Source organism: Mesorhizobium sp. NZP2234 (assembly GCF_013170765.1).
GTDB classification, from domain to species: domain Bacteria; phylum Pseudomonadota; class Alphaproteobacteria; order Rhizobiales; family Rhizobiaceae; genus Mesorhizobium; species Mesorhizobium loti_D.
Window position 1 is genome coordinate 4,025,000 of the sequence record NZ_CP033364.1, and the last position, 19,089, is coordinate 4,044,088.

Sequence of the window (19,089 nt, forward strand, 5' to 3'; positions counted from 1 at the left end):
AATGCGACGGCAATTCCTAACATCAACGACTGCCCTTGTGCTATTGCTCGGTGTGGGCAACGCCTATGCCGGCATGGATGAGGCAAAAGCCTTTTTGGACAAGGAGATAGGCGACGTTTCATCTCTATCACGCGCCGATCAAGAAAAAGAGATGCAGTGGTTTATCGACGCCGCCAAGCCGTTTGCCGGCATGGAAATCAAGGTCGTGTCGGAAACGCTGACGACGCACCAGTACGAGTCGCAGGTGCTGGCTCCGGCCTTCGCCGCCATCACCGGCATCAAGGTCACGCATGACGTCATCCAGGAGGGCGACGTCGTCGAGAAGATCCAGACCCAGATGCAGACCGGCCAGAACCTTTATGACGGCTGGGTCAACGATTCCGACCTGATCGGCACCCATTGGCGCTATCAGCAGGTGCGCAACCTGACCGACTGGATGGCCAATGAAGGCAAGGATGTAACCAATCCGGGCCTCGATCTGAAGGATTTCATCGGCTCCTCCTTCACCACCGCGCCGGACAAGAAGCTCTACCAGCTTCCCGACCAGCAGTTCGCCAACCTCTACTGGTTCCGTTACGACTGGTTCAACGACGAGAAGAACAAGGCCGATTTCAAGGCCAAGTACGGCTACGACCTCGGCGTGCCGGTCAACTGGTCGGCCTATGAGGACATCGCGGAATTCTTCACCGGCCGCGATGTCGGCGGCAAGAAGGTCTATGGCCACATGGACTACGGCAAGAAGGATCCCTCGCTGGGCTGGCGCTTCACCGACGCCTGGCTGTCGATGGCCGGTAACGGCGACAAGGGCATCCCGAACGGCCTGCCGGTCGACGAATGGGGCATCAAGGTCAACGAGAAATCGCAGCCGGTCGGCTCCTGTACGGCGCGCGGCGGCGACACCAACGGCCCGGCGGCGGTCTATTCGATCCAGAAATACCTCGACTGGCTGAAAGCCTATGCGCCGCAGGAAGCGCAAGGCATGACCTTCTCCGAATCGGGTCCGGTTCCGGCGCAGGGCAACATCGCCCAGCAGATCTTCTGGTACACCGCCTTCACCGCCGACATGGTCAAGCCCGGCCTGCCGGTGATGAATGACGACGGTACGCCGAAGTGGCGCATGGCGCCGTCGCCGCATGGCGTCTACTGGAAGGACGGCATGAAGCTCGGCTACCAGGACGTCGGTTCGTGGACGCTAATGAAGTCGACGCCTGAAGACCGGGCGAAGGCTGCCTGGCTCTACGCCCAGTTCGTGACCTCGAAGACCGTGGACGTGAAGAAGAGCCATGTCGGCCTCACCTTCATCCGCGACTCCACCATTCACGACAAGAGCTTCACCGAACGTGCGCCAAAGCTCGGCGGCCTGATCGAGTTCTATCGCTCGCCGGCCCGCGTGCAGTGGTCGCCGACCGGCACCAATGTGCCGGACTATCCGAAGCTGGCGCAGCTGTGGTGGCAGGCGATCGGTGACGCGTCGTCGGGCGCCAAGTCGGCCCAGGAAGCGATGGACTCGCTCTGTGCCGAGCAGGAAAAGGTCATGGGCCGCATCGAGAAGTCCGGCGTCCAGGGCGACATCGGGCCGAAGCTCGCCGAGGAACACGATCTCGCCTACTGGAACGCTGACGCGGCCAAGGCGGGCAATATCGCTCCTCAGCTCAAGATCGAGACCGAGAAGGAAAAGCCGCAGACCATCAACTACGACGAACTGGTCAAGAGCTGGCAGAAGTAGGACTGTCTATGCGGGCGTTCACGCCCGTGTGAAATTGGGGGAGGCGGCGCGTTGCCGTCTCCCTTCTTTGCGTCAAGGCGGAGGATGTTGAATGAACGGTTTTGTGCTGGCAATCGACCAGGGAACGACGTCGACCCGGGCGATCCTGTTCGATGCCCAGATGAAAGTCGTGGGCAGCGGGCAGGAGGAATTCACCCAGCACTATCCTGCCTCCGGCTGGGTCGAACATGACCCGGAGGAGATCTGGGCAAGTGTCGCGACGACCATGAAGGCAGCGCTGAAGGCCGCTGGTCGTGAGGCATCCGACGTTGCCGCTATCGGTGTCACCAACCAGCGTGAGACCGTCGTCATCTGGGACAGGGCGACGGGCAAGCCGATCCACAATGCGATCGTCTGGCAGGATCGCCGCACCGCGCCGCTGTGTCAGAAGCTGAAGAAGCAGGGGCTGGAAAAGAAATTCACGCGCAAGACCGGGCTGCTGCTCGATCCTTATTTTTCCGGCACCAAGATCGCCTGGATGCTCGACAAGGTGAAAGGGGCGAGGAAGCGCGCCGAGAAGGGCGAGTTGCTGGCCGGCACCATCGACAGCTTTCTGATCTGGCGGCTGACCGGTGGCAAGGTCCACGCCACCGATGCCACCAACGCCTCGCGCACGCTGGTCTACAACATCGCGGAAAACGCCTGGGACGACGAATTGCTGGCCATTCTCAACATCCCGGCAAAAATGCTGCCCGAGGTCAAGGATTGCGCCGATGACTATGGAGCGACCGAGAAGAATCTGTTCGGCGCCGAGATAAGAATCCTCGGAGTGGCCGGCGACCAGCATGCCGCGACCATCGGCCAGGCCTGCTTCGAGCCGGGCATGATGAAATCCACCTATGGCACCGGCTGTTTTGCGCTGCTCAACACCGGCAGCGATCTGGTGCGTTCGAGAAACCGGCTTTTGACCACCATTGCCTACCGGCTGAACGGCAAGACCACCTACGCGCTGGAGGGTTCGATCTTCATTGCCGGGGCGGCCGTGCAATGGCTGCGCGACGGCATCAAGGTGATCGGCAAGGCCGAGCATAGCGGGCAATTGGCCGCCGAGGCCGACCCGACGCAGAATGTCTACTTGGTGCCGGCTTTCGTCGGTCTTGGCGCGCCGCATTGGGACGCGGATGCGCGCGGCGCCATTTTCGGGCTGACACGTAATTCCGGCCCGGCGGAATTTGCGCGGGCCGCACTCGAATCCGTCGCCTACCAGACCCGCGACCTGCTCGACGCCATGCGCAAGGACTGGAAGGGGACTTCAGCCAAAACGGTTCTCCGGGTCGACGGCGGCATGGTGGCGTCGGACTGGACGATGCAGCGCCTGGCCGACATACTCGACGCGCCCGTCGACCGCCCGACCATCCTCGAGACGACCGCGCTGGGTGCGGCGTGGCTCGCCGGCTCGAAAGCAGGGGTTTGGCCGAAGGCGAAGGAGTTTGCCAAGGGCTGGGCGCTCGAGCGGCGGTTCAAGCCGGAGATGGACGCTTCGACACGATCCGCGAAGCTGGCGGGCTGGCGCGATGCTGTTCGCCGAACGCTGAGCGTGCCATAACAGCCGCCTCAGAACGGCTTGGGGTGGGGATATGCAGCCAGACTGGTATGATGCTTGGCGCGACGAGGCTTTTAAACAGCTAACCGCCAGGAATGCCATGTTGGCGAAGGAGTTTCGTCTCGGCCACTGGTCACGTTACGACTACGATCTGACGATCGGTAGGCTTTTTTTCTCGCAGGACGGAGCCGTCAAGGTTGTCGCCGAGATTCAGATTGCCGGTACCACGAGTGCCAGGGCGAGTAACTGGCTTTGGGCTTGGGCAAATTCAAACTTGCCCGACCGGCTCCTTAGCGATGCGAAGCAGGTTCGATCCTTCGGAGAGATGAATAGCATTGACGAACTCGCCCAATCCTATGTGACGGATGAGGACGATCAACTGGAAGCGCTTGGTTGGGAACTTAGCGCGGTGATGTCCCGAATCTGCAACGGGTTGGGGATCTATCGATGCCCCGGCAGTGACGGCGGGGGTCTTTATCTGATGCTTAAGACAATCGAGTGGGCAAGGTGATGCGAAAACTGTTCGTCTTGACCAATCGACGAGATGTCCGCGCCGTTGCCGGCGCGGACTTTACTCAGCACTTTTCAGTTACACCAACACGCTTGGATCAATAAGGGGAACGGCATTCCCGCCTCGGGCCGTAATTCGGCTGGAAGGTGTTGTCCGAAGCCCGGTAGCTGCGGTAGTGGTCGTAGCACCACTGCACATGGGAATTGCCCTCGTATACGCGGTGGTTCTCGCTGTTGACGATCGCACCCGTGATCAGCGCGCCGGTCGCGAAGGCTGCCAGCGGGAACCAATAATCGCCGTGGCGGCGATAGCCGCGATGGTATTCGCGATAGCCGCGATGGCCATTCCAATAGCCGCCGCCGTCGTTGTTGCGAGCAAAGTTGCGATTACCGTTGAAATGACGATTGCCGAAATTGCGGTTGAAGTGACGGTTGTTCATCCACGGCTTGTAATCGACCGTCTGCACATCGCTCGAAGCCGATGCCGCCTGCGGCACAAACATCTGCGCTGCATTGGCAGGCACAGCAGCCGCGGCAAACGAAGCCGAAAGTGTGGTCGCCAGTATACCCGTTACGATCTTATTCATGGTCTTCTCCTTCGAAAGGGTGATTGACGTCCCTTGTGGCGAGACAACGGGTGATATGGGCGAAGGTTCCTCGCCAAATCCCAAGTTGCTGATTTGTAATGTTTCTCCGGGTTGTACTCGTGTCGGCGGGAGGGCTGCGCCTTTATGTCTGCGGGAGGCTGCTAATGCTGCGGGAAGGCTGTGCCTTTGCTTCGCCAAGAGCTTGCGGCTCGTGACCGAAGTGGGCAGGGAATTATAATGGCAGGTTTTTTTTGTTGAGCGAATGGTGAGCGCGATGGGATTCGAACCCATGACCTACTGATTAAAAGTCAGTTGCTCTACCGGCTGAGCTACGCGCTCCCGCGGGCTATAAAGGCCGCCCTCGAAATTGCGCGGAACATAGGGAGAGTGCCTCGACCGGTCAACCGGAAAAGAACGCCCGCGAGCCAGACTTTTCAACGACCAGTCAGACCTTTGAGCCGCACCGCAGGAATGCGCTACGATCGCTCAGCCGTTCCGCGACAGATGCACGTCCAGGACGGCGGCCTTCTTGGCGATCAGCCCTTCCAGATCCGCGTCCGATCGGGTGGTGCCGGTCCGTTCGCGCAGCTGTGAGATCACGGTGCTCATCGAAAGTGGGGTGGTTTGGGAAAGCGCAGCGGTCTGAGCGCCCAGAATGGCATCCACCGCGCCGGCAACATCCGGAGTCTCCGTTGGTGCGCGCATGGTCGGTTCCTTTCTGTTCAGGTCCGCCTCGGCGCTATCAGCCGGTCCCCTGGCGCCGCGATCGAAGACCACCGCCAGGCCGTTCTTCACCGCGAGTGCGGCGACCATGTCGTCGAGCTTGCGATCGGACAGGGCTGGGTCAGCTGGTTTCAGCATCCTGCGGATCACCCTGGCAGCCTGATCCGTCGATACGAAGCCATAACGCCGTTTCCTGGCCTCGACATATTGCTCGATGATCATGCTCAGGCGTCGAGCCGCGATATCCCTGGGCTCCTGCACTTAGGCCTCCTTAAGCTAGTGCAACTCGGCAGCCAAAATGAAATAGGGCGGCTCGATCGAACATCAAATGCTCCCGACCATTTGACGCATCTATGAATGAGGCCGGAACGATCCCGCGGCTGAGGCATTTCCGCTGCATCACCAGCTCATCGAGGGAAGGCCGGGCCATGAAGATCGCCCACGTCGCGCCACTATACGAATCCGTGCCGCCAAGGCTCTATGGCGGCACCGAGCGCATCATTTCCTACCTGACCGAGGCTCTCGTCGCGCTCGGCCACGATGTCACGTTGTTCGCCAGTGGCGACACGAAGACCTCCGCCAGGCTCGTGCCATGTCGCGAGCGGGCGCTTCGCCTTGATCCGCGTCCACTGAAATCCGAGATCGCGGCGCATCTATCGATGCTCGACGAAGTGAGGAAGCGGGCCGACGATTTCGACGTCATCCACTTCCATCTCAGCCATTTCCTGCATTTCCCGTTCTTCCGAGAGATGCCGCAACGTACGGTGACGACGCCGCATGGCAGGTTGGATTACGCCGACCTCGCACAAGCCTACGACCGGTTTCCACGGTTTCCTATGATTTCCATATCCCGCAGCCAGAGGGCGCGGTTCGCGTCCGCGAACTGGCTGGCGACGATTCATCACGGATTGCCCGTCGATCTCTACGCGCCCGATTTCGAGGCAGGTGCGGACGGCGGCTATCTCGCCTTTCTCGGCAGGATGTCGCGCGACAAGCGTCCGGACCGGGCGATAGAGATCGCCCGCCGCACCGGGCTGAAACTCAAGCTTGCGGCCAAGGTCGGCGATGGCGATCGCGCCTATTTCGAGGAAGTCGTCCAGCCGATGATCGATGGCGACAGGGTCGAATATGTCGGCGAGATTGGCGAGGACCAGAAGAGCGCATTTCTTGGCAACGCGGCCGCCCTCTTGTTTCCCATTGATTGGCCCGAACCCTTCGGCCTTGCCGTGATCGAGGCCATGGCGTGCGGAACCCCGGTCATGGCCTGGAGTTGCGGCGCCATGCCCGAGATCATCGACCATGGGGTTACCGGCTTCGTCGTCGAAACAATCGAAGATGCCGTCGCCACGATGCCGGCTCTCCTGCAACTCGACAGGCGGCGCATAAGATCGGTGTTCGAAAGGCGGTTTTCAGCCGACAGGATGGCCAGGGACTATGTCGCGGCCTATTCGCGGCTGAACAACGGCCATGAGCAAAGCAGAGCTTCGTAGGCCTTCACCCGTTCGAAACCAGCACGGGACGATCTTTTGACCATAACCCATCTCGACGAGCGCAAGCTTGATCCTGCCATAGCACTGGCTTCCCTGGACGAAACCGCGCCCAGGGAGCCGCATCGTCTCTTCGCGCTGAAGCATGGTGACTGCTTCGCCGTAGCCGACGCCTATGGCGACATACGCGGTGTCGGCGACGGGTTCTTCCGCGACGACACGCGCGTGCTTTCCGAATTTCGCCTCACCGTTGGCGGGCGGTCGACGTCGTTGCTTGGCGCGTCGCTCAGCCAGGACAATGTGCTGTTCACCGCCAACCTCACCAATCTCCCGATCGAGAGCGCCGCGGGTCGCCAGATACCGCAAGGCGCTATCCATATCGAGCGCGTCCGGTTGCTGTGGGAGGAAAGGCTGTATGAGCGCATAACGCTGTCCAACTACAGCCGGGAGCATTCGACGATCCTGCTGTCGCTGCGTTTTGCGGCCGATTTTCGCGATATGTTCGAAGTTCGTGGCTCGACCCGCTCGAAGCGCGGAACCGCCCACACGGCCGAGATCGCCAGGAGCGCGGTCGTGCTCCGCTACGAAGGCCTGGACAGCGTGGTGCGGACATCGGCGATTTCATTTTCGCAGACGCCCGATCAACTGACGTCGGAGCGGGCGGATTTCGTCATCGCCGTCACCAAGCGCAGCAGCCAGACGCTTTACGTGGAAGTGGGCAACGAGACGGATGCCAGTCCCGAAAGCCAGCGGTTTCGCGCTGCCGCCGCCCGTGCTCGCTTCGGCATGCGTGCCAAACGCCGGCATGGCGCGACGCTGCACAGTTCGGGCCGCGTTTTCAATGACTGGATGGCGCGGGCTCGCGCCGATGTCGCGCTGCTCACCACGGAACTGGCGACCGGGCCTTATCCTTATGCCGGCATTCCCTGGTTCTCCACCGCCTTTGGTCGCGATGGCGTGATCTCAGCCTTGCAGATGCTTTGGCTCAATCCTGGCCTGGCGCGCGGCGTTCTGGCGTTTCTCGCCCAGCACCAGGCGACCGAGACCTCTCCTTTCAGCGATTCCGAACCCGGCAAAATCATGCATGAGACGCGCAAGGGCGAGATGGTGGCGCTCAGCGAACTGCCGTTCGGGCGCTATTATGGCGGCGTCGACACCACGCCGCTCTATATCCATCTTGCCTGCGCCTATGCGGACCGCACGGGAGACACGGCCTTCATCGATGAGCTGTGGCCCTCACTGTGCGCCGCGGCTGAGTGGATCGAGACGGCGAGCCGTTCGACGGGATTCCTCACCTACCAGCGTGCCGCGGAATCCGGCCTTGCCAACCAGGGATGGAAAGACAGTTTCGATTCCGTCTTCCACGCCGACGGCCGCATCCCGAAAGGGCCGATCGCGCTGGTCGAGGTGCAGGGTTATGTCTTTGCGGCATTCCAAGGCCTGGCGAGACTGGCACGGCTGCGTGGCGAAGCGGAACGGGCGGAAGGCTGGGAAATACGCGCCGACGCCATTCGCCAAAAAGTCGAGCGCCATTTCTGGATCGAGGAGCTTGGCTACTATGCACTGGCGCTGGATGGCGACGGCCAACCGTGCAAGGTGCGCACATCCAATGCCGGTCACCTGCTCTATGTCGGCCTTCCCGAACCGGATCGAGCGCGCATGGTCGCCGACCAGTTGCTGTCGGCCTCGTTCCATTCCGGCTGGGGGCTGCGGACGCTGGCGGACGACGCGATCTTCTTCAATCCGATGTCCTATCACAACGGATCCATCTGGCCGCACGACACGGCGATCTGCGCAGCCGGACTTGCGCGATACGGCATTCGCGACAGCGTTGTGCGGCTGATGAGCGGCACCTTCGAATCCGCTGTTCATTTCAACATGCGGCTGCCGGAACTCTTTTGCGGCTTCACGCGCGCGGCCGGCGAAGCGCCGATTGCCTATCCGGTGGCTTGCCTGCCGCAAGCCTGGTCCGCCGGCTCCGCCTTCATGCTCATGCAGTCGTGCCTTGGCCTTCAGATCGATGGCTGGACAGGCGAGATCCATGTGACCCGGCCGCGCCTGCCGATCGGCATCGACAGCCTCGTCATTCGCCATCTTTCGGTGGGGCGAGCGGCGGTGGATCTGACGTTCCAGCGCGTGGGAGATCGCGTCGGTGCCTTCCTTGCGGAGCCGCATGAGGGGCTTGTGCCGCTCGTGGTCAGGAGCTGAAAAATCGGAACCATCATGCGCCATGGACGTTTGACCACCACGCTATGGGCGCCGAAGCTCCATTAGATGCAGTTGTTTCGGCATCCCATTGAAAGGTAATCGATTTCAATGCCCGACAACAGTTCGTACATGGCCGTTCCCGTATTCGCGTTGTGGATCTTCATTCTTGCAGTTGTCGTCGTCCTGGCTGTTGTGCTGGTGACGATGAAAGTGCGGACGCGCAAGGGTGGCAGGATTGCCGCCGCGGTTGAAGCCGCTCGCAGCCCCTTGCCGGAATTCGAGAAAAATGGGCAGTCGGCGGCCGCGGCACTGGTGCAGTGGTCACCCGAAACTCTGCGTCATATCCTGGCAACCGAACTTCCCGATGCCCAGGTGATCGTCGTCTCAAATCGCGAGCCATATATCCACAACCGCGAGGGCGACGACATCCAACTGGTCGTACCCGCCAGTGGCCTGGTCTCCGCCCTGGAACCGATCACGCGCGCCTGTGCGGGCACGTGGATAGCCTATGGCGGCGGTTCGGCCGACGCGCTGGTGGTCGACAAGAACGATCGGATCGAGGTGCCGCCCGACAATCCTTCCTATACGCTGCGCCGCGTCTGGCTGAGCGAGGAAGAACAGCAAGGTTATTACCTCGGCTTTGCCAATGAAGGCCTCTGGCCGCTATGCCATATCGCGTTCACCCGGCCCATATTCCGCGCCTCGGATTGGGAAGCCTATGAGGCGGTCAACCGCAAGTTCGCCGACACCGTCGTCGCGGAAGCCCGCAACGAGCGGCCGATCGTGCTGGTCCAGGACTACCATTTCGCGTTGCTGCCGCGGATGATCCGGGAACGCCTGCCCGAGGCGATTATCATCACCTTCTGGCATATTCCGTGGCCCAATTCGGAGGTGTTCAGCATCTGCCCGTGGCGCGAGAAGATTCTCGAGGGCCTGCTCGGCAGTTCGATCGTTGGCTTTCACACCCAGTTTCATTGCAACAACTTCATCGACAGCGTCGACCGTTTCCTGGAGAGCAGGATCGAGCGCGAGGACTCGGCTATCTCCTATGGCGGCCAGATCAGCCTGGTTCATGCCTATCCGATCTCGATCGAATGGCCGCCGGCGCAACTGGCAAAACTGCCTGATGTGGCGCAATGCCGTAGGCAGGTTCGCGAGAAATTCGGCCTGGCCGAACATGTCAAACTGTGCGTGGGCGTCGAACGTCTCGACTATACAAAGGGTATCCTCGATCGCTTCAATGCACTCGATGAACTGCTGACGCTTCATCCGGAATGGATCGGCAAGGTGGCGTTCCTGCAGATCGCGGCGCCCAGCCGCGGCACTCTTCCCGCCTATCAACAATTGTACGAGGAATGCCTGCGCCATGCCGAGGATCTCAACCAGCGCCATGGTCGCGAAGGCTACACGCCGGTTCTGATGGTGACGGAACATCACTCTCAAGAGCAGGTCTACGAAATCTACCGTGCGGCCGATGTCTGCATGGTGACCAGCCTGCATGACGGCATGAACCTCGTCGCCAAGGAGTTTGTCGCGGCGCGGGAGGATGAACAGGGTGTGCTGCTGCTCAGCATGTTCGCCGGCGCCTCCAAGGAGCTGCTGGAGGCACTGATCGTCAATCCCTATGACGCGGCGATGATGGGCGACGCCTTGCTGCAGGCCCTGACCATGTCCGAGGACGAGCAACTCCAGCGCATGCGACGCATGCGCGAGATCGTGCGCGACAACAATGTCTATCGGTGGGCGGGCAGCATGCTTCTCGATGCCGCGCGCCTGCGCAAGCGTGATGCGGTCGATCGTGCCGTCGGCGTCGCTCCGGCGCCCCCTGGCAATGTGATATCGTTGCTTGATCGCAGACGCGTGGCGGCGCTGTGATGTCGATGTCGACACACCTCCCAGAACCCGCCGTCCCGAAGGGTCCATGGAGCCTGTTCCTCGACATCGATGGCACGCTCCTCGAACATGCCGCGCATCCCGATGCGGTGGTTGTCAGTGAGGAGTTGCGCATGCTGTTGACACAGCTCGAAGCGCAATTGGACGGAGCATTGGCGTTCATCACGGGACGGCCGATCGCCGCCGTCGACCATCTCTTCCAGCCCCTCAGATTGCGCGCCGCCGGGCTTTATGGCCTCGAGCACAGGCTGGCGCGCGATGGTCCGGTCGAAGCGGCCGTCGAACCGGCCGACATTGCAGCGCTTGCCAAAGAAATCGCGACGGAACTGGACAATGCGGACGTCTACATCGAACGCAAGGGTCCGATCCTGGCCATTCATACACGCGCGGCGCCGCATCTGCTGCGGCGCGCGACGCGGTTGGTCGAACAGGCGCTGGACAAGTTGCCTGCCGGATATCGGGTCTTGGCCGGAAATGCCGGTGTGGAACTGATGCCGCTGGAGGCGGCGAAAGGAGCAGCCATCAGACGCTTCATGCAAATTCCGGCTTTCAGGGGGCGCCGACCGGTGTTCCTCGGCGACGATACTTCAGACGAGAACGGGTTCGAGGTTGTCAACGAATTGGATGGCATTTCGGTTCGCATAAAGCCGTATGGATCGACAGCGGCACCTTTTGCGCTGGCCGGCGTAGATGCGGCCTTGGCCTGGCTGGACGGGATGAGCAGACGCGAGACTGTAGGCACGCCAGCTGCAATGGCCAAATGAACCGGCCACTCCCGAGTATTGAAGGAGTTTGCAATGACCCAACTGACCAGCCTCATCCGGGAAATCATGCCCGACTGGCTGTGGCGGCGCTCTGAACCGCAAAGCCGTGACGCCAGCACGGCAGCTCAGCCGTTTCGTCCCGAAGATGCCGACGCAGTCTGGCGCAAGGCTGTCGAGAGCGATTTGTTTGGAGCCAACACAACGGATTATGCCGAGACCGTGGAGAAGGGCGGCAAGCACCATTGATCGTTGCGCTCAACCGTCCCCGAAAACCAGCGAAACATTGCCGCCGGCATGGCGTTCGAGCCGACCGGCAAGGTCGAGTTCCAGCAATACCATGAAAACCTGAGCCGGGTGCAGGCCGGTGTGGCGGATGACTTCGTCGACCGACACCGGCGTCGGGCCGAGCGCCTCGGTGACGCGGGCGCGGTCACTTTCCCCGGGCGGCGGGGTGGCCGAAAAGTCGGGCGGGTCCTCAAACGGTGGCACATCAGGCGCCCGCATCCCGGTCAGCGGTGCGATCGCCCTGGAAATATCCGATGCTTCGGTAACCAGCGTGGCGCCGTCCTTGAGCAGGCCGTTGCAGCCTGCGGCGCGCGGATCAAGCGGGGAGCCGGGCACGGCAAAGACCAGCCTGCCCATTTCGCCGGCAAGCCTGGCGCTGATCAGCGAGCCTGAACGCTGCGCCGCCTCGACCACCACCAGCCCAAGGGCAGCCCCCGCGACGAGCCGGTTGCGGCGTGGAAAATCCTGGGCGCGCGGCTGGCAGCCGAATGGCATTTCTGAGATGATGGCGCCACGCGCGGCGATCTCCTCGCAAAGGCCTGCATTTTCAGGCGGGTAGGGTAGGTCGAGGCCCCCGGCGAGCACACCCACCGTGCCGGTCGCCAGACTGCCCTGGTGTGCCGCCGTGTCGATGCCGCGCGCCAGGCCGGAGATGATGCCGTAGCCGTCGCCGCCAAGATCGGCCGCCAGCTTGCGCGCCATCTTTATGCCGGCCAGCGATGCGTTACGGGCGCCGACGATGGCAACCCCCGGCAACCGGAACACAGCGGCATTGCCCTTGACCGCCAAAAGCGGGGGAGGATTATCCATAGTTCTCAGCAAGGATGGATAGTCTGGCTCGCCGATGCCGACAAAACGCGCGCCAGCCTTGCGAGCTGCCTCCAGCTCGGCTTCGGCTTCGGCGATCGAGGGAATGCGGGCGATCCGGCTGGCGCCGCCCGAAATCATCAGTTCCGGCAAGATCTCCAGCGCCACTTCGGCGGAACCGAAGCGGTTGATCAGGTCGCGAAAGGACGCGGGGCCGACATTCTGAGTGCGGATCAGCCGCAGCCAGCTCAGCCGCTGCCGGTCGCTGAGGCGCGGCCCGGCGGCCGGCTCGCTCATCCCTTGGCTCCGATCTTGCCCTCGGTGCCGGCAAGCAGCCGCGAAATGTTCGCCCTGTGCTTGATGAAGACGATGATGCTCATCACCACGAACAGGACGGCTGTTTGCGGTGCGCTCATGAAATAGAGAGCAACGGGCACAACGACGGCCGCCGTCAGAGCCGCCAGCGAGGAGAAGCGAAACAGGAAGGCCATCACCAGCCAGACGGCGGCGAAGATCAGCGCCACCTGCCAGGCAAGGCCGATCAGCACACCGAGATAAGTCGCGACGCCCTTGCCGCCCTTGAAGCCCAGCCAGACCGGGAAGAGGTGGCCGAGAAAGGCGCCGAGGCCGGCCCAGACCGCCGTTTCGGGCGCAAAATGGCCTGCAATCAGCACGGCAGCCGTGCCCTTCAGCGCATCAAGCAGCAGGGTCGCGGCGGCCAGGCCCTTGTTGCCGGTGCGCAGCACGTTGGTGGCGCCGATGTTGCCCGAGCCGATCTTGCGCACGTCACCGAGACCGGCGGCACGGGTCAGCAGCAAGCCGAATGGGATCGAGCCCAGGAGATAGCCGAACACCAATGCCAGGATCAGGCCGTAAGTCATTGTTTCCCCCGCATTTCCCCCGGCAAGCCGGATCAGGTGCGACGCCTGTTACCGGTTCTATACCGAGTATACTGTGCGGCCCGCGACCAGCGTTTGCAAGACCTTGCCTTGCAGGCGCGCACCTTCGAAACAGGTGTTTTTCGAGCGCGAGCGAATGCCGCTTTCACTGACGATCCAGGGTTCGTCGAGATCGACAAGGGCAAGATCGGCAACAGCGCCAGGCTTCAGCGTGCCGCCGGCCAATCCGAACAGCCTTGCGGGCGCGGTGGACAGGGTTTCGATCAGACGCAGCAGCGGCACATCGCCATTGTGGTAGAGCCGCAAGGCCGCGCCAAGCAACGTCTCCAATCCGATGGCTCCGGCCGCGGCGTCGGCGAAGGGCAGGCGCTTGGTGTCGACATCCTGCGGATCGTGCGAGGACACGATGATGTCGACCGTGCCGTCCCTGACCGCCTCGATCATAGCCAGCCGGTCTTCCTCTGCGCGCAAAGGCGGTGTCAGGCGGAAGAAGGTACGGTATTCACCAACATCGTTTTCGTTGAGCGACAGATTGTGGATCGAGACGCCCGAGGTGACGGCAGCGCCGTCGGTTTTGGCGCGTGTCACGGCGTTCGCCGCCATCGCAGTCGAGATCTTTGCCGCGTGATAGGAACCGCGCGTCAGCCGCGCCAAAGCCAGATCGCGCTCCAGCGGAATGGATTCGGCCTCACGCGGAATGCCGGAGAGGCCGAGCCAGCTGGCGTACAGGCCTTCGTTCATGACGCCGGACGAACCGAGGTCGGCATCCTGCGTCTCATGCACGATGGTTGCGCCGAAGTCGCGGGCATAAGTCAGCGCCCGGCGCATCACCAGCGCGCTCGCTATGGTGTGGCGGCCATCGGTGAAGGCGACGGCGCCCGCCTCGCGCAACAGGCCGAATTCCGTCATCTCGCGGCCGTAGAGGCCCTTGGTGATTGCCGCCGCCGGAAAGACGTTGACGATCGCCGTGTCCTTGGCGGTGCGCAGCACGAACTCGACCAGCGCGACATTGTCGATCACCGGATCGGTATCGGGCATCATGACGATGGAGGTGACGCCGCCGGCCGCGGCTGCAACGCTGGCCGAAGCGATGGTTTCGCGATGCTCGCCACCAGGCTCGCCGATGAAGACGCGGCCGTCGATCAGGCCGGGGATGATCGCCTTGTTGGCGCAGTCGATGACGGTCGCTCCCCCGGGCACGCCCTGGTTCAACGCCGCCTTGCCGGCGGCAACGATCTTCCTGCCATCGACAATGACCGAGCCGACTTCGTCGATGCCGCGCGAGGGGTCGACGATGCGGGCGCGTTCAAAGACCGTCGTGCTCATGCGCCGCGACCCTCTTGATTACGACGAGGATCAAGCAGCGCTTCCATCACCGCCATGCGAACGGCGACGCCCATCTCCACCTGTTCCTGGATGACGCTTTGCGGGCCATCGGCGATTTCCGAGGCGATCTCGACACCGCGGTTCATCGGGCCGGGATGCATTACCAGTGCGTCGTCCTTGGCCGCCTTCAGCTTTTCGGCGTCGAGGCCGAAATAGCGGAAATATTCGCGCACCGAAGGCACGAAGGCGCCCTCCATCCGCTCGCGCTGCAGGCGCAGCATCATCACCACGTCGGCGTCCTTCAGGCCCTCGGCCATCGAGCGCGTGACGATGACGCCCATCCTGTCAATGCCGGAGGGCAGCAATGTCGAAGGTGCCACCACCCGCACCTGCGCCCCGAGCGCGTTGAGCAGCATGATGTTGGAGCGCGCCACGCGCGAATGCAGGATGTCGCCGCAGATCGCCACGATCAGCTTCGACAGCGGACCCTTGGCGCGGCGGATGGTCAGTGCGTCGAGCAGCGCTTGTGTGGGGTGTTCATGCGCCCCGTCGCCGGCATTGACCACCGAGCAGCCGACTTTTTGCGCCAGGAGAGCGGCGGCACCCGCCGACTGGTGGCGGATGATCAGGATGTCGGGCCGCATGGCGTTCAGCGTCATCGCGGTATCGATGAGTGTCTCGCCCTTTTTCACGGAAGAACTCGCCACCGACATGTTCATGACATCGGCGCCGAGCCGCTTTCCGGCCAGCTCGAACGAAGACTGCGTGCGGGTCGAGGCCTCGTAGAAGAGATTGATCTGGGTGCGTCCGCGCAGCGTCGAGGTCTTTTTCTCGGACTGCCGCGAGATCGCGACCGCCCTGTCCGCCCTGTCGAGCAAAAGCTCGATATCGGCCGGCGAAAGATCGCTGATGCCAAGAAGATGGCGGTGGGGATAGAGTGGCAGGGACGAAGCGTCGGTCATCTCAAGGGGCTGCTATAGGGTGCGGATTTTGCGCCCGCAAGCACCAGCTTTCGATTGGCGCCGTTCTCCCCGGTATTTTCGTCGCGCGCGCGGCAACGCTTGGCTATATCTAGCCGAGGGCCTCGGATTCGTGGCTTTCGCACGACAAGGACCTTTCTGCAGATAAAAGGTCTACCGATAAAAGGATTGGGCGTGACCGACGACGTAACGAACCAGCCGCCGCCGTTGACGGGCGGCAACGCCTGGCGAGGCGATCCGTTGCTGATCCAGCTTGCCGAGCGCTTTTCCGACCCGGTGCGCAAGGACCTGGACGGGCTCGGCCGTTTCGTGCTGACGCAGGAGGCGCAGGAACTGGCCCGTCTCGCCAATGTCGAGACGCCGAAGCTCAGGACCCATGACCGCCAGGGACGACGCATCGACCTGGTCGAATTTCACCCCGCTTATCACGCCTTGATGCGCCGTTCGGTGGCGAACGGCCTGCATTCATCAGTCTGGGAAAATGGCGATGCCGAGATCGGTCGCCGCCATCAGGTGCGCGCCGCCCGCTTCTATCTGACGGCGGAGCTCGAGACCGGGCATCTCTGCCCGATCACCATGACCAGCGCCTCGCTGGCGGCGCTGATGGCCAGCCCGAAACTGTTCCGCGAATGGGCACCGCGGGTCACGACGCGCAAATACGACCAGAGCCAGAAGCCGCCGGTCGAGAAGACCGGGCTGACGCTCGGCATGGGCATGACGGAGAAACAGGGCGGCACGGATGTGCGCGCCAACACGACAAGGGCGGAACGCGCCGGCAGCGGCTTCTACCGCCTGACCGGCCATAAATGGTTCATGTCGGCGCCGATGTCGGATGCCTTCCTGGTGCTGGCACAGGCGCCGGAAGGACTGTCCTGTTTCCTCGTGCCGCGCGTTCTCGGCGACGGGTCGGGCAATGGCTTCCGCCTTCAGCGGCTGAAGGACAAGCTCGGCAACCGCTCCAACGCGTCTTCCGAGGTCGAGTTCGTCAATGCCATCGGCGAGATGGTCGGCGAACCCGGTGCCGGTGTGAAGACGATCATGGACATGGTCACCCTGACCCGGCTCGACTGTGCCGTGGCGTCCTCGGCGATCATGCGGGCAGGGCTGGCGGAAGCGGTTCATCATGCCCGCCACCGCCAGGTGTTCGGCTCGACCTTGATCGAGCAGCCGCTGATGCAGCGCGTGCTGGCCGACATGGCGCTCGATGTCGCCGCGGCGACCGCGCTGTCGTTCAGGCTGGCGCGCTCCTTCGACGAAGCGGCGAGCGATCGCGGCGAGGCGGCATTTGCCCGCGCCATGACGCCGGTCGTCAAATACTGGGTGTGCAAGATCGCGCCGCCGCTGCTCTACGAGGCGATGGAGTGCCTCGGCGGCAATGGATATGTCGAGGAGGCGCCGCTCGCCCGTTACTATCGCGAGGCCCCGGTCAACGCGATCTGGGAAGGATCGGGCAACGTCATGGCCCTCGACGTGCTGCGTGTGCTCGGCCGCGCGCCGGGCCTGTTCGAAGAGGTGCTGGCAGGCATCGATCGCGACCTCGGCGCCGGCGGGCGCGGCACGATCGGCGTGCTGAAGGCGGCAATGCAGGTTGCTTCAACCGATGAGGGCTCGGCCCGGCTGCTGACCGAACAACTGGCGCTGTCGGCCGCGGCGGCGGAATTGCGCCGGCTGGGGGCAGGGCGGATCGCCGATGCCTTCGTCGAGACGCGCCTGGCCGGCCAGTGGCGCAACACCTATGGCATGCTCGATTCGCGTCACGATGCCCGCATGATCATCGACACGCTCTATCCGCCAGTAAACTGAGCCGAGAATCGCCGGGTCCCCGTGCACGCTGTGGACCGCCGTTAACCTTAACAAATGGTTTCCATTGCGGCGGCGGGCGGCAAAGCCCACTGTCACTCCTGCCGAAGCAGGAACCACGATGCGACACGTATTGACCTCCTTTCTGTCCGTGCACTGGGCGATTGTTTTCGCCCTGCTGGCACTGATCTGCATCGATGGAAATCGCGGTGTGGCCGCAGCCCTCGGCGTGCTCGGCGTCACCGTCGAGAGCGCCCGGTTCGTCAATCTGGAGAATGTCATCGTTGTCGCGCCGCTGGCGACAGCATTGCTGGTTGTCTCGGTGCTGTTCTTCTGGGCCTTTGTCGATTCCTTGATCAACGATGGGGCTAGCCCGGGCGCAGACAGCGTCGTTCGCATGGCCTTCATTTCCGCTTCAGGCGTGCTGTCGATGATCCTGATTGGTGGCGCCGCGCAGGGCATCAACGGGCTTTTCATGGTCGTCGCGGTGCAGCTGGCCGCGCTTCTGGCCTCCTATGTCGCGATGCTCGCCGAGCGGCGCTCGGCAGCCGCGTCCGATGACGCGGATTTCCATGCCATGGCGCACAGCATGGCGAAGGCAGCGGCCCATAATTCGCTGCTCTCCCTGATATCGGGCCGAACCGGACCGAACGGGAAGGGAGGCCGCTGATGCGTTATATCTTCGGAATGTGGGCGGCCCCGATGGCGATTTTCTGGGGCTGGTTCTATCTGTCGGCCAACGACCTCAATTTCGGCTACGTCATGCTCAGCCGGCGGACGCACGACTTCTTCTTCCAGCTCTACGGTCAGATGCTGGGCATCGACCCGTCGATCATCCCTGGAATGGTGGCGAAGACGTGCATCTTCGACGGATTTCTGCTGCTGGCCCTGTGGGCGTTCCGCCGCCGTCGCGAAATCGCCGGCTGGATCAGTCGGCGTTGGGCGGTCCAGGTTCCGTTCGTTCGGCTGCATAGAGCGACCGAAGCCGGTCCAAAACTCCCTGCAGAATAAAGGCGGCCGCCGCCGAATCGATCTTGCCAGCGCGTTTGGCGCGCGAGAAATCCATTTCGATCAGCGTCCGTTCGGCCGCGACCGTCGACAGCCGCTCATCCCAGAGGATGAAGGGCAGGTCGCTCAGCTGCGCCATGTTGCGCACGAAGGCGCGCGATTTCTGCGCGCGCGGACCTTCCGACCCATCCATGTTGATTGGCAGGCCGATCGCCACCGCGCCGACATTCTCCTTCTCCAGCAAGGCCAGAAGCACGGCGGCGTCGAGGGAGAATTTCCTCCGCATGATGACCGGGCGTGGATGGGCGAAGGAGAATCCCCGGTCGGAAACCGCTACGCCGATCGTCTTGTCGCCGAGATCGAGCCCCGCTAGCGTCCTGCCATTGGCGAGCCGCGCCGGCAATTGCTCAATCGTGATGATAGCCAACGGTTTTTCCTTGTCTTTTTCAGCGGCACGCATCCTTCCGGATGGGCGGCGGACACTATACCCTTTGATCTCGGGGC

General features: G+C 62.6%; 18 protein-coding genes and 1 tRNA gene. 11 read left to right on the forward strand and 8 right to left on the reverse strand.

Annotated features, from left to right (window positions below; translation table 11 throughout):
* Window position 1 precedes the first annotated feature (1 nt).
* The 3 genes from EB230_RS19825 to EB230_RS19835 all read left to right on the forward strand — a co-directional run bounded on the left by EB230_RS19825 (window position 2) and on the right by EB230_RS19835 (window position 3,819).
* Window positions 2–1,726 (forward strand): ABC transporter substrate-binding protein, encoded by a 1,725-nt coding sequence (locus EB230_RS19825; protein ID WP_056576883.1) that lies wholly within the window; start codon window positions 2–4, stop codon window positions 1,724–1,726.
* 91 nt (window positions 1,727–1,817) lie between these two features.
* Window positions 1,818–3,311, forward strand: coding sequence for a glycerol kinase GlpK (glpK, locus tag EB230_RS19830; protein ID WP_172373699.1), 1,494 nt, complete (start codon window positions 1,818–1,820; stop codon window positions 3,309–3,311).
* 31 nt (window positions 3,312–3,342) lie between these two features.
* Window positions 3,343–3,819 (forward strand): DUF6882 domain-containing protein, encoded by a 477-nt coding sequence (locus tag EB230_RS19835; protein ID WP_172373702.1) that lies wholly within the window; start codon window positions 3,343–3,345, stop codon window positions 3,817–3,819.
* A gap of 97 nt (window positions 3,820–3,916) precedes the next feature.
* Here the strand turns inward: EB230_RS19835 and EB230_RS19840 are convergent, their stop codons facing one another.
* The 3 genes from EB230_RS19840 to EB230_RS19850 all read right to left on the reverse strand — a co-directional run bounded on the left by EB230_RS19840 (window position 3,917) and on the right by EB230_RS19850 (window position 5,350).
* Window positions 3,917–4,405 carry a BA14K family protein gene (locus EB230_RS19840; RefSeq protein WP_056576891.1) on the reverse strand — a complete coding sequence of 163 codons (489 nt, stop codon included), beginning with the start codon at window positions 4,403–4,405 and terminating at the stop codon, window positions 3,917–3,919.
* A 263-nt stretch (window positions 4,406–4,668) separates the two neighbouring features.
* A tRNA-Lys gene (locus EB230_RS19845) sits at window positions 4,669–4,744 on the reverse strand.
* A gap of 147 nt (window positions 4,745–4,891) precedes the next feature.
* Window positions 4,892–5,350 (reverse strand): hypothetical protein, encoded by a 459-nt coding sequence (locus EB230_RS19850; RefSeq protein ID WP_244494139.1) that lies wholly within the window; start codon window positions 5,348–5,350, stop codon window positions 4,892–4,894.
* Between the two features lie 206 nt (window positions 5,351–5,556).
* On the opposite strand from EB230_RS19850, the gene EB230_RS19855 reads away from it, so the two are divergent.
* The 5 genes from EB230_RS19855 to EB230_RS19875 all read left to right on the forward strand — a co-directional run bounded on the left by EB230_RS19855 (window position 5,557) and on the right by EB230_RS19875 (window position 11,726).
* The gene (locus tag EB230_RS19855) at window positions 5,557–6,618 is read left to right on the forward strand and encodes a glycosyltransferase family 4 protein (protein WP_056577422.1); all 1,062 of its coding nucleotides are present in this window, start codon (window positions 5,557–5,559) and stop codon (window positions 6,616–6,618) included.
* Between the two features lie 42 nt (window positions 6,619–6,660).
* Window positions 6,661–8,823 carry an amylo-alpha-1,6-glucosidase gene (locus EB230_RS19860; RefSeq protein WP_155772424.1) on the forward strand — a complete coding sequence of 721 codons (2,163 nt, stop codon included), beginning with the start codon at window positions 6,661–6,663 and terminating at the stop codon, window positions 8,821–8,823.
* A 108-nt stretch (window positions 8,824–8,931) separates the two neighbouring features.
* Window positions 8,932–10,698, forward strand: a complete 1,767-nt coding sequence (locus tag EB230_RS19865; protein WP_056576897.1) for a trehalose-6-phosphate synthase — start codon at window positions 8,932–8,934, stop codon at window positions 10,696–10,698.
* A complete protein-coding gene (gene otsB / locus EB230_RS19870; RefSeq protein WP_056576900.1) occupies window positions 10,698–11,480 on the forward strand; it encodes a trehalose-phosphatase in 783 nt (260 codons plus the stop codon). The genes EB230_RS19865 and otsB overlap by 1 nt, the downstream gene beginning before the upstream one ends.
* A 33-nt stretch (window positions 11,481–11,513) precedes the next feature.
* Window positions 11,514–11,726 carry a hypothetical protein gene (locus EB230_RS19875; protein WP_056576903.1) on the forward strand — a complete coding sequence of 71 codons (213 nt, stop codon included), beginning with the start codon at window positions 11,514–11,516 and terminating at the stop codon, window positions 11,724–11,726.
* A 9-nt stretch (window positions 11,727–11,735) separates the two neighbouring features.
* On the opposite strand, the gene dprA is transcribed toward EB230_RS19875, so the two are convergent.
* Genes dprA through EB230_RS19895 form a run of 4 tightly spaced genes read right to left on the reverse strand, consistent with a single transcriptional unit; the run spans window position 11,736 to window position 15,759 of the window.
* Window positions 11,736–12,869 carry a DNA-processing protein DprA gene (gene dprA, locus EB230_RS19880; RefSeq protein WP_172373706.1) on the reverse strand — a complete coding sequence of 378 codons (1,134 nt, stop codon included), beginning with the start codon at window positions 12,867–12,869 and terminating at the stop codon, window positions 11,736–11,738.
* Window positions 12,866–13,453, reverse strand: coding sequence for a glycerol-3-phosphate 1-O-acyltransferase PlsY (gene plsY, locus EB230_RS19885; RefSeq protein WP_056576910.1), 588 nt, complete (start codon window positions 13,451–13,453; stop codon window positions 12,866–12,868). Before plsY ends, dprA begins: the two co-directional genes overlap by 4 nt.
* A 57-nt stretch (window positions 13,454–13,510) precedes the next feature.
* The gene (locus EB230_RS19890; RefSeq protein ID WP_056576913.1) at window positions 13,511–14,797 is read right to left on the reverse strand and encodes a dihydroorotase; all 1,287 of its coding nucleotides are present in this window, start codon (window positions 14,795–14,797) and stop codon (window positions 13,511–13,513) included.
* A complete protein-coding gene (locus EB230_RS19895; protein ID WP_056576916.1) occupies window positions 14,794–15,759 on the reverse strand; it encodes an aspartate carbamoyltransferase catalytic subunit in 966 nt (321 codons plus the stop codon). Before EB230_RS19895 ends, EB230_RS19890 begins: the two co-directional genes overlap by 4 nt.
* A gap of 192 nt (window positions 15,760–15,951) precedes the next feature.
* On the opposite strand from EB230_RS19895, the gene EB230_RS19900 reads away from it, so the two are divergent.
* The 3 genes from EB230_RS19900 (at window position 15,952) to EB230_RS19910 (ending at window position 18,588) form a co-directional block, all read left to right on the forward strand.
* Window positions 15,952–17,580 (forward strand): DNA alkylation response protein, encoded by a 1,629-nt coding sequence (locus EB230_RS19900; RefSeq protein ID WP_056577425.1) that lies wholly within the window; start codon window positions 15,952–15,954, stop codon window positions 17,578–17,580.
* A gap of 118 nt (window positions 17,581–17,698) precedes the next feature.
* Window positions 17,699–18,247: a hypothetical protein gene (locus tag EB230_RS19905; RefSeq protein WP_056576919.1), complete on the forward strand. Its 549-nt coding sequence runs from the start codon at window positions 17,699–17,701 to the stop codon at window positions 18,245–18,247.
* Window positions 18,247–18,588, forward strand: coding sequence for a DUF6105 family protein (locus tag EB230_RS19910; RefSeq protein WP_081294746.1), 342 nt, complete (start codon window positions 18,247–18,249; stop codon window positions 18,586–18,588). The genes EB230_RS19905 and EB230_RS19910 overlap by 1 nt, the downstream gene beginning before the upstream one ends.
* On the opposite strand, the gene ruvX is transcribed toward EB230_RS19910, so the two are convergent.
* Window positions 18,506–19,012: a Holliday junction resolvase RuvX gene (gene ruvX, locus EB230_RS19915; RefSeq protein ID WP_172373709.1), complete on the reverse strand. Its 507-nt coding sequence runs from the start codon at window positions 19,010–19,012 to the stop codon at window positions 18,506–18,508. The genes EB230_RS19910 and ruvX overlap by 83 nt on opposite strands.
* Between the last annotated feature and the right edge of the window lie 77 nt (window positions 19,013–19,089).